Annotated in this window: 16 protein-coding genes; 14 read left to right on the top strand and 2 right to left on the bottom strand. The window is 44.1% G+C overall.

From position 1 onward, the window contains the following. Window position 1: 1 nt before the first annotated feature. Window positions 2–868, bottom strand: coding sequence for an Hsp33 family molecular chaperone HslO (hslO, locus tag HC723_RS06050; RefSeq protein ID WP_153447982.1), 867 nt, complete (start codon window positions 866–868; stop codon window positions 2–4). A gap of 105 nt (window positions 869–973) precedes the next feature. After that, complete coding sequence (hslR, locus tag HC723_RS06045) at window positions 974–1363, bottom strand: ribosome-associated heat shock protein Hsp15 (protein WP_153447981.1); 390 nt, start codon at window positions 1361–1363, stop codon at window positions 974–976. 333 nt (window positions 1364–1696) lie between these two features. Between hslR and gspC the strand changes: the two genes are divergently transcribed. The 14 genes from gspC to cysQ all read left to right on the top strand — a co-directional run bounded on the left by gspC (window position 1697) and on the right by cysQ (window position 15175). After that, complete coding sequence (gene gspC, locus HC723_RS06040) at window positions 1697–2593, top strand: type II secretion system protein GspC (RefSeq protein ID WP_190338520.1); 897 nt, start codon at window positions 1697–1699, stop codon at window positions 2591–2593. Between the two features lie 126 nt (window positions 2594–2719). After that, entirely contained in the window at window positions 2720–4765 is a 2046-nt protein-coding gene (gspD, locus tag HC723_RS06035) for a type II secretion system secretin GspD (RefSeq protein ID WP_190338547.1), read from the top strand. Further along, entirely contained in the window at window positions 4765–6264 is a 1500-nt protein-coding gene (gene gspE / locus HC723_RS06030; RefSeq protein ID WP_190338519.1) for a type II secretion system ATPase GspE, read from the top strand. Before gspD ends, gspE begins: the two co-directional genes overlap by 1 nt. 2 nt (window positions 6265–6266) lie before the next feature. Beyond that, a complete protein-coding gene (gspF, locus tag HC723_RS06025) occupies window positions 6267–7490 on the top strand; it encodes a type II secretion system inner membrane protein GspF (RefSeq protein ID WP_190338518.1) in 1224 nt (407 codons plus the stop codon). Window positions 7491–7542: 52 nt separating this feature from the next. Then, window positions 7543–8010: a type II secretion system major pseudopilin GspG gene (gene gspG / locus HC723_RS06020; protein ID WP_153447977.1), complete on the top strand. Its 468-nt coding sequence runs from the start codon at window positions 7543–7545 to the stop codon at window positions 8008–8010. 226 nt (window positions 8011–8236) lie between these two features. Continuing rightward, entirely contained in the window at window positions 8237–8851 is a 615-nt protein-coding gene (gspH, locus tag HC723_RS06015) for a type II secretion system minor pseudopilin GspH (RefSeq protein WP_153447976.1), read from the top strand. Further along, window positions 8844–9224: a type II secretion system minor pseudopilin GspI gene (gene gspI, locus HC723_RS06010; protein ID WP_190338517.1), complete on the top strand. Its 381-nt coding sequence runs from the start codon at window positions 8844–8846 to the stop codon at window positions 9222–9224. Before gspH ends, gspI begins: the two co-directional genes overlap by 8 nt. Beyond that, window positions 9211–9891 (top strand): type II secretion system minor pseudopilin GspJ, encoded by a 681-nt coding sequence (gene gspJ / locus HC723_RS06005; RefSeq protein ID WP_190338516.1) that lies wholly within the window; start codon window positions 9211–9213, stop codon window positions 9889–9891. Before gspI ends, gspJ begins: the two co-directional genes overlap by 14 nt. After that, window positions 9875–10981, top strand: a complete 1107-nt coding sequence (gene gspK, locus HC723_RS06000) for a type II secretion system minor pseudopilin GspK (protein ID WP_190338515.1) — start codon at window positions 9875–9877, stop codon at window positions 10979–10981. Before gspJ ends, gspK begins: the two co-directional genes overlap by 17 nt. Continuing rightward, complete coding sequence (gene gspL, locus HC723_RS05995) at window positions 10947–12371, top strand: type II secretion system protein GspL (protein WP_190338514.1); 1425 nt, start codon at window positions 10947–10949, stop codon at window positions 12369–12371. Before gspK ends, gspL begins: the two co-directional genes overlap by 35 nt. A gap of 12 nt (window positions 12372–12383) precedes the next feature. Further along, a complete protein-coding gene (locus HC723_RS05990; RefSeq protein ID WP_194704498.1) occupies window positions 12384–12896 on the top strand; it encodes a type II secretion system protein M in 513 nt (170 codons plus the stop codon). 2 nt (window positions 12897–12898) lie between these two features. Further along, window positions 12899–13672, top strand: a complete 774-nt coding sequence (locus HC723_RS05985; protein WP_190338513.1) for a type II secretion system protein N — start codon at window positions 12899–12901, stop codon at window positions 13670–13672. A gap of 119 nt (window positions 13673–13791) precedes the next feature. Beyond that, complete coding sequence (gene nudE, locus HC723_RS05980) at window positions 13792–14346, top strand: ADP compounds hydrolase NudE (protein ID WP_190338512.1); 555 nt, start codon at window positions 13792–13794, stop codon at window positions 14344–14346. A 1-nt stretch (window position 14347) separates the two neighbouring features. Beyond that, entirely contained in the window at window positions 14348–15175 is an 828-nt protein-coding gene (gene cysQ / locus HC723_RS05975) for a 3'(2'),5'-bisphosphate nucleotidase CysQ (RefSeq protein WP_190338511.1), read from the top strand. The last annotated feature ends 40 nt before the right edge of the window (window positions 15176–15215 follow it).

Below are 15215 nucleotides of genomic sequence, written 5' to 3'. Positions count from 1 at the left end.
ATTAATGCAGTGTTTTCTTCGCTTCGGTTAGGATTTGTTCCACTTGTGCCGAATTAAAAGAGTAGGAACTGCCGCAATAGTCACAATGTAGTGCAACTTCACCTTCGGCGTGCAGAATATCGTCGAGTTCGGGTTTTGCTACTGTGGCAATAGCGCCAGCACTACGTTCACGTGAACATCCACAGAAAAACTCAATTGGTTGAGGTTCGAATACTTTTACTTCTTCTTGGTTGTACAGGCGATACAGTAGATCGTGAGCGTCTAAAGAGAATAATTCTTCATCTTTAATGGTTTCGGTTAGTTTTTCTAAGTGCTCGAAATCATCCGCAGAGCCTGTACCATCTGGCATAATTTGAAGTAGCATACCAGCAGCATGCGCTTGACCATTATGCTCACCAGTGCGCAGCCATAAGCGCGTTTTTAGTTGTTCAGAACGTTCAAAGTAGCCTTCTAAAATTTCCGCCAATGTCTCCCCTTCAAGCCCAACCACACCTTGATAACGTTCACCTTCTTTAGGAGAAATGGTGATCACGAGATGACCCTTACCAATTAATTGATGCAAGCTTGCGTTGCTATCAATATGGCCTTCCCAGCGCGCTACACCACGAAGCTTTTGATCATGATCGCCGTTGATCACCACCAGAGGTACCGGACCATCACCTTGTAATTGCAACGTGATGGAACCTTCAAATTTTAGGGTGGCGGTTAACAGGCTGGTTGCCACTTGTAACTCACCTAATAAATTACGGATCGGTTGCGGGTAATCCTTACTAGCAATAATGTTTTGAAAGGCGGTATCAAGTTGAACTAACTCACCACGGACCGATAAGTTTTCAAATAAGTAGCGATGTAAAAGGTTATTTGCCATCAGTTAGGGAACTCCCAGCGATTATTGTTGTTTAATATACTCATCTGACTTGCAATAACTTTGGCTGACGAGTATTTGACTAAAAAATATTGAATTAAAAAACGGTTATTGCTGTTTAAAGCGAATGATATTACGGCGTTGTTTTTTATCTGGACGTCGATCCGGGCTTGGGCTGTATAACGCATTCAGTTTGTGTTTTTCGGCATCTTCTGCGCGTTTAGTGATACTCTCTTCAGTTTCGCGATATAACGTCTGTGCTTCTGGTGCCCCACGTCGATGTTCTGAAATTTTCTCGATAATAATGGTTTTTTCTTCGTTACCTTGGCGCAAACGAATTTGAGCGCCGAGCTCGACGATTTTGCTTGGTTTACTACGTTGATTATTATAATGGACTTTGCCACCATCAACCATAGTGCGAGCCACGGAACGAGTCTTATAAAAACGTGCCGCCCATAGCCATTTATCTAAACGTACTGACAATGTTGGTGAACTCATTCTGAAATGCGTCCTTAGCCGGTTTGCAATGAAAAGTAGATAAACAATGGTGGTGAATAACCGATATTTCAAGGGGGAGTGCGCACAAAGCGGTGACTTTATCCATCGCGTCTAAGTGATTATTCTTACATTAAAGTTATGAAAATGATGATTTGATGTAAGGATAATGGCTAATTATGCTTAAGGATGTGAACTTTTCCCACTTTCCTCTATTTTTAATACTATTTTATTTGGTGGCTTGGGCTTTAAACGGTAAGGTAGTCTGGATAAAGTATTACAAAAATGGCTGAATATTTAGCGAGCAATATCAAGTAGAACGGAGTCTTAATTAACATGTCATCTTCTATGGCCTTAAAAACGGATTTAAGAGGTCAACTCACCCAAATGGCTACTCGATTACTGTCCCATCAGGCAGTGATTGCTTACGCCTGTACTTTATTGTTGCTAGCGATTATTGCGTGGATTTTAGGCGTGTTGGTTTGGTCTGTTATTACTCCTGCTCCCACCGTCAGCCATTGGGTAGCTCCGAATGTGAGCAGCCGCCATGTGATTAACAATAATCATGGCGATCATGTATCGAAATTAGTGAGAAGTGATCTGTTTGGTAATTACAACCAAGAGTCGATAGCTAATGAAGCGGTAGCAAAAAATGCTCCTCAGACACGCTTAAAATTATCCTTAGTTGGGGCGGTGGCGAGTAATAACCCAAAACTAAGTTTGGCGGTGATCGCGAATCAAGGAAAGCAATCTACTTACGGCCTTGGTGAAACGATTGATGGGACTCGGGTAACATTAAAATCGGTATTACCAGATCGCGTGATTATTAGCAATCAAGGCCAAGATGAAACCCTGATGTTAGAAGGGATTGATTATAGTAAAATGAATCAACCTAGCGCTCCAATAAAGGCGGCGCCATCATCCAGCTCGGATTTAACCGCCATTCGTACTGAGATTTCGAAAGATCCACAAAAAATATTTCAATACCTTCGATTATCACAAGTGATGGACGAAGGTAAGCTAAAAGGTTATCGAGTTCGTCCCGGACAAAAGCGTGAATTGTTTGATTCGGTCGGACTAAAAGATGGCGATATTGCCACGGTATTAAATGGACATGATTTAACCGATCCATCACAAATGACTGCGTTATGGAAAGACGCATTAAGTGCCCAAGAGTGGAATTTAAGTGTTGAGCGAGATGGGCAGATCCACGATATCTATATTGAATTTTAAATAGTACGTGATCATTTACAGACAGATTGAATTTTAAACGATAAAGATCGTTTTAGGATAATTTAAGTCACCACCTTTGGTGAGCAGGAGCATTGCGTGAAGAACGTAAAGAAATTTAAAAAAACGATAAAACAGGTGGGGCTCATTTTAGTCGCCAGCCTAGCTTGGTGTTCTGCCTCTGCAGAAGAGTTTAGTGCCAGTTTTAAAGGTACCGATATTCAAGAGTTCATCAATATCGTTGGCCGCAATTTGCATAAAACCATCATCGTTGACCCATCGATTCGCGGTAAAATAGATGTGCGTAGTTACGATGTATTAAGCGAAGACCAATATTACAAGTTCTTCCTTAATGTTTTGGAAGTGTATGGCTTTGCTGTGGTTGAGATGGACAATGGCATTTTAAAAGTTATTAAAGATAAAGATGCCAAAACATCGGCTATTCCAGTGGTAGGTAATAATTCAAAAGTCACCGGTGATGCCGTTATCACCCGTGTTGTCGCGGTTAAAAATGTTTCGGTGCGCGAACTTTCTCCAATTTTACGCCAACTTAATGATAACGCTGGCGCCGGTAATGTGGTGCACTACGATCCAGCCAATATTATCTTGTTAACCGGCCGTGCGGCAGTCGTGAACCGTTTAGCTGAAATTATCAAGCGCGTCGATCAAGCCGGTGATAAAGAAGTGGAAGTGGTTGAGTTAAATAATGCCTCTGCCACGGAAATGGTGCGCATTGTGGATGCGTTAAATAAAAGCGCTGATGCTAAAAATACCCCCGAGTCTTTGCAGCCGAAGCTGGTTGCCGATGAACGTACCAATTCTATTTTGCTCTCTGGCGAGCCTAAAATTCGTGAGCGTCTGAAAAAACTGATCAAACAACTTGATGTTGAAATGGCAACCAAGGGCCATAATCGTGTTATTTACCTACGCTACGCTAAGGCCGAAGACATTGTTAAAGTATTGGATGGGGTATCTGAAAACCTACAAGCTGAAAAACAAAGCAAATCGGCGAGTGGTAAATCAGCATCGAAATCAAATGTGATGATCACCGCCGATCCAGGCACCAACGCGCTAGTGTTAACCGCTCCGCCTGATATTATGAAAGCATTAGAAGATGTGATTTCGCAACTGGATATTCGCCGTGCGCAAGTCCAAGTTGAGGCATTGATTGTCGAACTGGCTGAAGGTGAAGGTATCGATCTTGGGGTGCAATATGCGAATTCAAAAACCGGCAGTATGGTGCAATACGGCAATGCTAACGCCAAAATAGGTCAAGTGGCGGTTGGATTAAAAGAAGCCGAAGGCAAGAAAGGAACAACAACAACAGTTGTAGCTGCAGATGGTTCAAAAACCACTTCAACAACCCCTGATACCAATGGAGACTACTCAACCTTAGCGAGTGCTTTATCTGGTGTTAATGGAGCTGCATTAAGTATTGTGAAAGGTGATTGGGCGGCGTTAGTCAGCGCCGTGGCGACCGATTCAAATTCCAATATCCTGTCCTCTCCAAGTATTACCGTAATGGATAACACCGAAGCCTCTATTATTGTGGGTGAAGAAGTACCTGTTATTACTGGTTCAACCGCGGGCGCAGATAATGATAACCCGTTCCAAACCGTAGATCGTAAAGAAGTTGGCATCAAACTGAAAGTGACGCCACAAATTAACGAAGGCGACTCGATTCAAATGAAGATCGAACAAGAGGTGTCCAACGTATTAGGCGCGAATGGTGCAGTCGATGTCCGCTTTGCTAAGCGTCAAATTAGCACATCCGTGATGGTTGAAGATGGTCAAATGATTGTATTGGGCGGTTTGATTTCAAATGAAACCCAAGAAAGTAAATCTAAAATCCCATGGTTGGGGGATATCCCATATCTAGGGGTACTATTCTCTTACACCAACAGCAGCACAACAAAACGTAACCTAATGGTGTTTATCAAACCGACTATTATTCGTAACGGTATGGCTGCAGATAGTTTATCGAGCCGTAAGTATAATTACCTGCGAGCTGAGCAACTGTATCGCGCCCAGAAAGGGGTTCAGCTTATACCAGATGCTGAAGTGCCGGTTATTCCACGATTGGGCAAAGATGCGCGGCAACCAGCCGAAATTCAAGCTTTTCTTGACCAGTTGAAAAAAGCAAAAGCACCAGCGACAACTCAAGGTGCGCAGTAATGATTGAGCTGCCAAGTGACGATCCGACTCGCGCGGTATTACGTTTACCGTTTGCCTTTGCCAAGCGCCATCAAGTGGTGTTGGAGTGTGAAGGTGAAGAGGCGGCGCTATATTATGTGGAGCAGTTATCGCCACAAGTGTTATTGGAGATCCGCCGCGCACTTGGTGCAGGGTTTGCTCCGGTCAAACTCACTAAGCAAGAATTTGATAATAAACTGACGCAAGCTTATCAGCTCGATTCTTCTGAAGCGCGCCAGTTAATGGAAGACATTGGCGCGGATGATGATTTTTTCTCATTGGCGGAAGAGCTTCCTGAAAATGAAGATTTACTCGAATCGGATGATGACGCGCCCATCATTAAATTGATCAACGCCATGTTAGGCGAAGCGATCAAAGAAGGGGCTTCGGATATTCATATCGAAACCTTTGAAAAAGTATTATCGATCCGTTTTCGCGTTGATGGGGTATTACGAGAAGTATTAACCCCAAGTCGTAAGTTAGCGCCGATTTTGGTGTCGCGGGTTAAGGTTATGTCTAAGCTCGATATTGCCGAGAAACGGGTGCCACAAGATGGGCGTATTTCGCTGCGTATTGGTGGTCGAGCGGTTGATGTGCGGGTATCGACCATGCCTTCTTCTCATGGTGAGCGAATCGTAATGCGTTTGTTGGATAAAAATGCCACCCGTCTTGATTTGCATAGCCTTGGTATGACGGCTGAAAACCACGAGACTTTCCGTCGTTTAATTGCACGTCCGCATGGCATTATTTTGGTGACAGGCCCAACCGGTTCCGGTAAATCCACCACCTTGTACGCAGGCTTACAAGAGCTGAACAGTACCGAGCGTAATATTCTTACCGTAGAAGATCCAATCGAATTTGATATCGACGGCATTGGACAAACCCAAGTGAATGCCAAAGTTGATATGACCTTTGCCCGTGGCTTACGTGCTATTTTACGTCAAGATCCTGATGTGGTGATGGTGGGTGAAATCCGCGATCTCGAAACAGCCCAGATCGGGGTTCAAGCCTCTTTAACCGGTCACTTAGTGATGTCGACCTTGCACACCAATACCGCGATTGGCGCGATTACTCGTCTGCGTGATATGGGGATTGAACCGTTCTTAATTTCATCTTCATTATTAGGGGTTTTAGCCCAGCGTCTGGTTCGTACCTTATGCAAACAATGTAAAACGCCCTATCAAGCTGACAGCGAACAAAAGAAATTATTTCATCTTGGCGAGCAAGATCAACTGACTTTGTATAAAGCCAATGGTTGCGAGCATTGCAATAAGAAAGGCTATCGTGGCCGAACTGGTATCCATGAAATGCTGGTGATTGACGATACCACCCAAGAACTCATTCACGCCGAAGCGGGCGAGCAAGTGATTGAAAAAGCAGTGCGTGCGCAAACACCAAGTATTCGTGATGATGGTCTGGCTAAAGTGCGCAGAGGCATTACCACCCTAGAAGAAGTCTTGCGCGTAACCAAGGAAATCTAACCATGGCGGCATTTGAATATAAAGCGCTCGACGCCAAAGGCAAACAGAAAAAAGGCATCTTGGAAGGGGATAACGCCCGCCAAGTTCGCCAACGACTAAAAGAAAAAGGCTTAATGCCAACCGAAGTGATTGAAACCCGAGCTAAAAACCAGCGAGCTAACGCTAAAGGTTTGAGCTTTCAGCGTGGCATTAGTACCAATGAATTAGCATTAGTGACTCGTCAACTTTCAACTTTAGTGCAATCGGGTATGCCATTAGAAGAGTGTATTCGTGCGGTTGCAGATCAGGCCGAAAAGCCACATATTCGTAATATTCTCGTCAGTATTCGATCGCGAGTGGTCGAGGGTTATACTCTTTCTGACAGCATGGCAGAGTTCCCTGCGGTGTTTGATGATCTATTTTGCGCCATGGTGGCTGCCGGTGAAAAATCGGGACATTTAGACGCTATCTTAGATCGCTTAGCCGATTACGCTGAAAATCGTCAAAAAATGCGTGCCAAGCTGCAACAGGCGATGATTTATCCGGTGATGCTAACCTTAATTGCGATCAGTGTGGTGGCATTTTTATTGGCTGCGGTAGTACCAAAAATTGTCGATCAGTTCGTTCAGATGGGGCAAGGATTGCCAACCTCAACTCAAGTATTATTGGATGCCAGTAATTTTGTGCAAAACTGGGGATTAGAATTATTAGTTCTGATCATATTCGGCATTATTGGTTTAAAAATGGCGCTTAATAAGCCCAAGTTTCGTATGGCATGGGATAAAAAAATGCTCAAGTTGCCTGTGATTGGTAAAGTGGCAAAAGGGTTAAATACCTCGCGTTTTGCCCGCACCTTGGCGATTTGTTCTTCCAGTGCGATCCCGTTATTGGATGGTATGAAAGTCGCGGCGGATGTCATGAGTAATCAATACTTTAAAGCGCAAGTGATGGAAGCCTCCGAGCGAGTGCGTGAAGGGACCAGTTTGCGGAAGTCACTGGAACAAACTCGTTTATTTCCCCCTATGATGCTACACATGATCGCCAGTGGTGAGCAAAGTGGCGAGTTAGAACCGATGCTAATCCGTTCTGCCGATAACCAAGACCGCGATTTTGAAGCTTTGGTCAATATGGCACTAGGGGTGTTTGAGCCGTTATTGATCGTCTTTATGGCGGGCATTGTGTTGTTTATCGTGACCGCCACTTTAATGCCGATATTAGAACTGAATAATCTTGTGACTCAAAAGTAGATTGATAATCAAAAAACGAATACCAAACAGAATTTTTACAGGAGAAATATTAATGACATTCAAATCAACAAACAGCCCCGTTACGGCGAAGCAAAAAGGTTTTACCTTGCTTGAAGTTATGGTGGTGGTGGTAATTTTGGGGATCTTAGCCAGTTTCGTGGTGCCTAACCTTTTAGGTAACAAAGAAAAAGCCGATCAACAAAAAGCGGTGACCGATATTGTGGCGCTAGAGAACGCCTTGGATATGTACAAACTTGATAACAGTGTGTACCCAACCACTGATCAAGGTTTAGAGGCGTTAGTGAGTAAACCAACCGGTACACCAGAGCCACGTAACTACCGCAATGACGGTTATATCAAACGTTTACCAAAAGACCCTTGGGGTGGTGACTACCAATACCTAAGCCCTGGTGATAAAGGCAATATTGATATCTTTACTTTAGGTTCCGACGGCCAAGAAGGCGGCGATGACGGTTCTAAGAAAGACATTGGTAACTGGAATATTCAAGACTTCCAATAATAGTTAGGAGCCTAGGTTCGGGCTCGCTGCGCTCAAGAAGTACGCCAATTTTAGATAAGTATGCTTCTATCCATATTGTTGATGGAAAAAAGTGTCAAAGAACAAGGATGTTCTTTTTCAAGTGCCCACGGACGGTTTAAACGTCTTTTTGTAATGAGCCATATTGGTTAGAAGCCTAATCGAATAGGTATGATTTGTGGCTGAGTCGGTGGTGTTAAGGAAAAATATGAAGCGTCAGCGCGGGTTCACATTGCTTGAGATTTTATTGGTGGTGGTGTTGATGTCGTTATCGGCATTAGCGGTAATCCAAACCATGCCAGAGAGAAAAGATGATCAACTCAAAGACAACGCGTTACGTTTTTTTCAGAGACTGCAACTGCTCAGTGATGATGCCATTTTAAATGGTCAAGATTATGGCATTCGGATTGATGATAAAAAGTTTAGTTTCACCTATATGACTTTAACCGATGATGGTTGGAAAGTGGTAAAAGGCGATAAACATTTTACCGCCACACATCTACCAGATGAGCTTGGTTTCCATTTTCAATTAGGCTCAGATGCTTGGGGGAATGACGATCGTTTGTTCAAGCAAGAAGACTTCTATGAAGATAAATTTGAGCAGCAAGATAAAGATAAAAAAGAAAAACCACCACAAATATTTGTTCTGTCGAGCGGTGAAAATACACCGTTTGAGCTGAGTTTTATCGCTACCGACGATGGTGGAAGGCAAAATAAAAACGATAAAGAAAATCAACAATATTGGCGAGTGAAAGTACTTGAAACCGGCGTAGTAAAATTATTTTCACCTGGTGAGAGCGATACTGGTAAAAGCCATGATTAAGCAGACAAAACAGATAAGGCAGCCATCGCGCGGAATGACTTTGCTTGAGGTTTTGATCGCGTTAGCTATTTTTGCTACCGCTGCTATCAGTGTTATTCGAGCGGTGACACAACATATTAATACCCTAACTTATTTAGAAGAGAAAACCTTTGCCAGCATGGTAGTGGACAATCAATTGGCGCTACTGCATTTAGGTAAACCGTTAAGCTCGACTAAAAAAGGTAAAGAAGAGTTTGCAGGGAAGACGTGGTATTGGACCGCTAAACCAGTCAAAACCGGAATGGATTTAATTAAAGCGGTGGATGTGAGTGTCTCGACTGACAGCCAACGAAAGAACAGTATTTTAACGGTGCGCACTTATGTTAAACCGTAATCGTATCAACAAGTTTAGACATAACTTAAGCGGTGGTTTTACCTTAATAGAAGTGATGGTCGCCATCATGGTCTTTGCCAGTTTAAGTTTGGGTGCCTATCAGGTGGTCAATCAAGTTCAACGTAGCAACCAAGTGTCACTGGATAAAACCCAGCGACTGCAAGAGTTACAACGGGCGATGATTGTAATGGACAGTGATTTTCGTCAGATGGCACTGCGTAAATTTAGCTTTGGCGACAAAAGCGGTACAGAAAAAACTAAGCCACTTTATACCGGCCAGTATGTACTGGATTCCGATAGTGACGGCATCGTATTTACTCGTTTAGGTTGGCTTAACCCACAACAGGCTTTCCCGCGTGGTGAGATTGTTAAAGTGGGCTATCGAATTATACAAGGTAAACTTGAACGAGTTTGGTGGCGCTATCCAGACACCCCAACCGGGCAAGAACCACTGCACAAAGTGGTGTTATCGCAAGTTGAGAAACTGGATTTCGGCTTTTATGATGGCTCAAATTGGCAAAAAGAATGGACCAAAGACAGTGCGCTGCCGCAAGCGATTGAAGTGAAATTACAGCTTAAAGATTATGGCGATATTCGTCGGGTATATTTGATTGCTCAAAGCAACGTAAACAGTAGTGATGGAGGAGATAATGACAGTTCGTTATAAGCCTCATCAAACATATTTTAAGAATCATAAGCATATCGCTAAGCAACAATACGTCACTAAGAAGCAATATGCCAGCCAGCATAAACAACAAGGTGTGGCGCTGATTTTTGTATTATTGATTGTGGCGGTACTGGTGGCATTGGCGGCCACCATGACGGAACGAATGTCGACTCAGTTTTATCGTGCCAGTAATTTACTCAATCACCAACAAGCTTACTGGTATAGCATGGGGGTCGAAGCACTGGCTCAAGTGGCGATAGAGGAAACCTATAAAGAGAATAGTAAGGTTATTAACCTCAATCAAGCATGGGCGATGAAAGATGCCCGTTACCCGCTCGATAATGGTGATGCGATTGGAAGTATTCGAGATATGCAAGCTTGTTTTAATCTCAATGCCTTAAATGGATTACCGGTTGCAACCAACCCAAGTGTACGACCATATTTATTAAAAGTACTGGCTTATATGTTAGAAGATGCTGGTATTGAGAGTTACCAAGCCGAAGTGATTGCTGATTCCGCCAAAGAATTTGTTGATAGTGATGATACGGTGAACACGCAATCTGGGGTTGAAAATAACACCTATGAAGGCTTTAAACCGGCCTATAGTGCGCCAAACGGAATGATCGCAGATGGCACAGAGTTGCGGGCGGTTAATCAGGTGAGTGCGCAAGCGATGCGATCATTAAGAGGGGTGGTGTGCGCGATTCCAGCGTCAAAATTAATGGTGAACGTCAACACCATTCAGCCGCATCAAGCCTTGCTATTATCAGGATTATTCCAACCAGGATTAAGCTTAAGTGATGCGCAAAAAGTAATTGAAGACCGACCTTATGATGGTTGGTCAAGTGTACAAGATTTTTTAGCAGAACCGGAAATTAGTCGGGTAGCGAGTAATATTCAATCACAAGCGACCCCATTTTTAGGCGTGACTAGCCAATATTTTGAATTAGATGCCCAAATAACTGTGGATGAATCGAGAGTGAGGTTAAGAAGCCTGCTGTATAGTTCAGATAATAAAACCACACAAATTATTCGTCGTCGTTTCGGAGGGATCAGTGAACGAGTTTCTGACAATAAGACTGAGCAGTAACCCTAGCGATCCTATCGCTTGGTTAGTGTGGTCAACTCAATTAAAGGATGTGATTGCATCGGGCGAAATAGCCGACCGCCAACATCTTGCTCAATTGTTTGAATACAGCCAGCAACGCACCACAATTGCCTTGTTGCCAAGTAGTCATGTACTGCTTACCCAAATTACCGTGCCTTCTGGTGCGGCGCGTCAGCTCAATAGTATGCTGCCATTTTTGATGGAAGACACGCTAACTCAAGACATCGAATCGATGCACTTTAGTGTCTTACACAAGCATAATGATCAAGCCACCGTTGCCACGGTTGAGCGTGATTTATTGGCGCGATGGGTCGATGATTTTAAAGCGGTAGGGATTGAACTCAAACGTATTTTACCCGATTGTTTAGCGCTGCCAAAAAATGAAAGTGGCATTAGTGCGCTGAATTTAGATGGGCAATGGTTGTTTCATCAAGGTGATGCGAAAGGCGCAGCGGTCGATGAGGCTTGGCTAGAAATGTTCTTACATTCAGGTTGGCTTGATCCGGATGCAGACGCATTGCACTTTGAAGATCTGCTGCAAGAGAATGAAGATACATTACAAGACAAAGAAGAAAGCGCTACTGATGACACAGAAAGCACTACGGTAGACGGTACTGATGCGGTTGATGAAGCAACCCAGCAAGCGGCCGATATCGCCAGTGAAGCCTTAATTAGTAATCAAGGTGACAGCGACAACTTGCCGTTAAAACCGGAAGAAAATACCACTATTTATAGCTATAGCCCATTACCGCAAGGGAGCGAAAACTTACCTGGCCAATGGCAAACTTTGCCAGATGACTTGATCATGTCGGTTCTAGCTCAAGGGGCCATTGCCAATAAATTTAACTTACTCACCGGCGAGTTTAAATCGCAATCGTCATGGTTAAAGCAATGGCGAGTATGGCAAAAAGTGGCGATCGTTGCGTGTGTGCTAATCGTGGTGTTGTTGGTGAATAAAACGCTGCAAGTGCAACAACTTGAAGCGCAAACTCGAGCTTATCATACTGAGAGTGAGCGTATTTTCCGTACCATTTTCCCTAATAAAAAGCGTATTCCAACCGTGAGCTATTTAAAACGTTCGATGCAAGATGAAGAGCGCGTCTTATCGGGTGGGAGCAGCGGTGGTGCTTCTGCGTTAGGTTGGTTGGCCAAATTGCCCAAAGCGTTGCAACAAGCCAAATCCATTTCGGTCCAAAGTGTGCAATTTGATGGCGCACGACAAGAAATTCGCCTGCAAGCTCAAAGTAATGATTTCCAACCATTTGAGCGTCTGCGTACTGAACTGGCAAAAGAATTTGCGGTTGAGCAAGGGCAATTAAATAAAAATGGCTCTGTGGTGCAGGGCAGTTTTGTTATTAAAGCCAAATCATAAGGAGCAATGAGCATGAATGAAAAAATAACCGCTTATATTGCGCCGCTTTCCGCTTGGTGGAATGGTATTTCTTTGCGTGAACGCCGTTTGGTGTTGGCGTGCAGTGGGTTGTTAATATTAGGCTTTTTGTATTGGGGAATATTCCAGCCGTTATCGCAACGAGCAGAAGAAGCTCAATTGCGTTTAAATGGCGAGAAGCAACTACTGTCTTGGGTGACCAAATCAGCCAATAGTATCGTCGAATTACGGGCCACCAAAGGCGGTGGTCAAAGCAGCCAACGCAGCTTACCGATCAATCAAGTGATCGCCACCACCGCACCGCGCTTTAATATCGAGTTGATCAGAATGCAGCCGCGTGATGAGATGTTGCAAGTGTGGATCCAACCTTTAGCGTTTAATCAATTGATTAACTGGGTTGCCGAGCTGCGAGATAATTATGGTTTGCAAGTTCAGTTTTTAGACGTTAATCGTGGCGATAAGTCTGGCATGGTAGAAGTGAATCGACTGCAATTTACCCGGGGATAAGCATGAAACATAAGAAGTGGTATTTCATCGTTTTCTTGGTGGTCTTTATTTGGAGTGTGATTGCTCATATTCCGGCTAGTTGGGTGTATAACCAACTAGCTATTCCCGCCAACGTTATTCCCAGGAACGTTAAGTTGCAAGGTGTCAGTGGTACCATTTGGGAAGGCTCGGTGCAACAACTGGAAGTGGAACGCCAGCAATTTGGTTCGCTCTATTGGGATTTCGAGCCAAGCCACCTGTTGATGGCAAAAGTACAATTCAAAGTTCGATTTGGTCAAAACAGTGAATTAAAACTGGCCGGTAAAGGCGATGTTGGCGTCGGTTTTTCTGGCGCTTATGCCAATAATTTTGTCGCCTCAGTACCCATTGATAAGCTGGTGCAACAGTTAAAGCTGCAAGTGCCGGTTGATCTGTCTGGCCGCTTGGAATTATCGCTGCGTCACTTTAACTATGCACAGCCTTGGTGTGAGTCTGGCGATGGTAATTTAGTATGGACGCAAGGGCAAATTGACTCACCCATTGGCTCAATTACTCCAGGCCCAGTCATTGCCAATTTAAGTTGCAAACAACAAGTGGTTGATGCCAAGGGCAAACAAAATAGTGAACAAGTCAGCAGTCAGTTTAGTATCAATCTCAATAAAAAATCGCAATATAAACTGACCGCTTGGTTTAAACCGGGCGCAAAATTCCCTGAATCAATGGGCAAGCAGTTACGCTGGTTAGGTAAGCCAAACGGCGAAGGGCAGTACCCGTTCACCTTTTCGGGCAAATTATAGTAATTATATGAACAGTACTCAAAGTAATTGAAGCCGATGATTTTAGCTTACCTAAATGATTGGGGACGTAGCCAACCAAGCTGCAATTTCAAGTATGAAGAGTAAAGGAGAATACTGAGATGGCAAAACATAAAGCCCCTGAAATTTTAGCCACATCTGTGGTGGCTCAGTCTCGGCTATTTACCATTGAAGCGATGGATTTGCGCTTTTCTAATGGTGAAGAACGTACCTATGAGCGTATGAAACCGAGCAATCGTGGTGGCGTAATGGTGGTGCCGGTGACCGCTCAAGGCGACTTATTGTTGATCCGCGAATACTGCGCAGGCACTGAGCGATATGAGTTAGGTTTTCCTAAAGGCTTAATTGATCCAGGTGAAAATCCCCAGCAAGCAGGCGATCGTGAATTAAAAGAAGAGATCGGCATGGGCGCACATGCTTGGACGCCATTGAAGAAAATCGTTTTAGCACCATCGTATTTCTCTAGCACTATGACGTTATTTCTAGCGCAAGACCTTTACCCAGAGCGCTTAGTCGGGGATGAACCTGAAGAGCTAGAAGTGGTTCGTTGGCCATTGCAACAAGCAGAAGAGTTACTGACCCATTTGGATTTTTGTGAAGCCAGAAGTATCACCGCTTTAATGCTGGCGCTGCGAGTGTTGGCCAAGGAGGCATAATATGACCGCATCTTCACCTCAAGATTTATCACACTTATTGCCAGAGGTGATGAGCATTGCCCGTGAGGCAGGGCAGCGTATTTTAGATATTTATCACAGCAAAGATTACCAAGAATTCACCAAACAAGACGATACCCCTGTAACTACGGCCGATCTTGCGGCGCATGACATTATTACTCAAAAACTGCCTCTGCTCACGCCCGATATACCAGTGCTATCAGAAGAAGCGGCGGATATTCCTTTAGCCGAACGCGCCCAATGGGATCGGTATTGGCTGGTGGACCCACTGGATGGCACCCAAGAATTTATTGCTCGCAGTGGCGACTTTGCTACTGTTATTGCATTAATCGAAAATAATCGTCCGATCATGGGAGTGGTGTACGCGCCGGTTTCTGGCGTCACTTATTTTGCTTATCATGGGCAAGGGGCATGGAAGATCTCCGCTGCGGATGAGCAGATTGCACTTACAACGCATAAACATCAAAGTGCGGAACAGTCGATTTCGATTGCGATTAGTCGCCGTCAAAATATCAAAAACCTGACCAACCAACTATCACCAGCGCGTAACTATGACTTGGTCCCGTTAGGGTCTGCGGCGTTAAAAGCGTGTTTAGTCGCAGAAGGTAGCGTGGATTGTTATGTTCGTCTAGGGCCAACTGGCGAGTGGGATACTGCCGCCACACAATGCATTGTTGAAGAGGCCGGTGGGCGTATTTTATCGACCAAACTTGGACCGTTATCTTATAACTTGCGAGCAACCCTCGAGAATCCAAACTTTATCGTGTTAGGCGATCAAAGCATCGATTGGCACACCATATTGAAAATGTAACTGCTATCATCTTTATTGTTGTGAAAGTTGTTGTGAAATA

This window comes from Vibrio sp. S11_S32 (assembly GCF_014694465.1).
GTDB classification, from domain to species: domain Bacteria; phylum Pseudomonadota; class Gammaproteobacteria; order Enterobacterales; family Vibrionaceae; genus Vibrio; species Vibrio algicola.
This window is presented reverse-complemented; position numbering and strand designations above follow the sequence as displayed.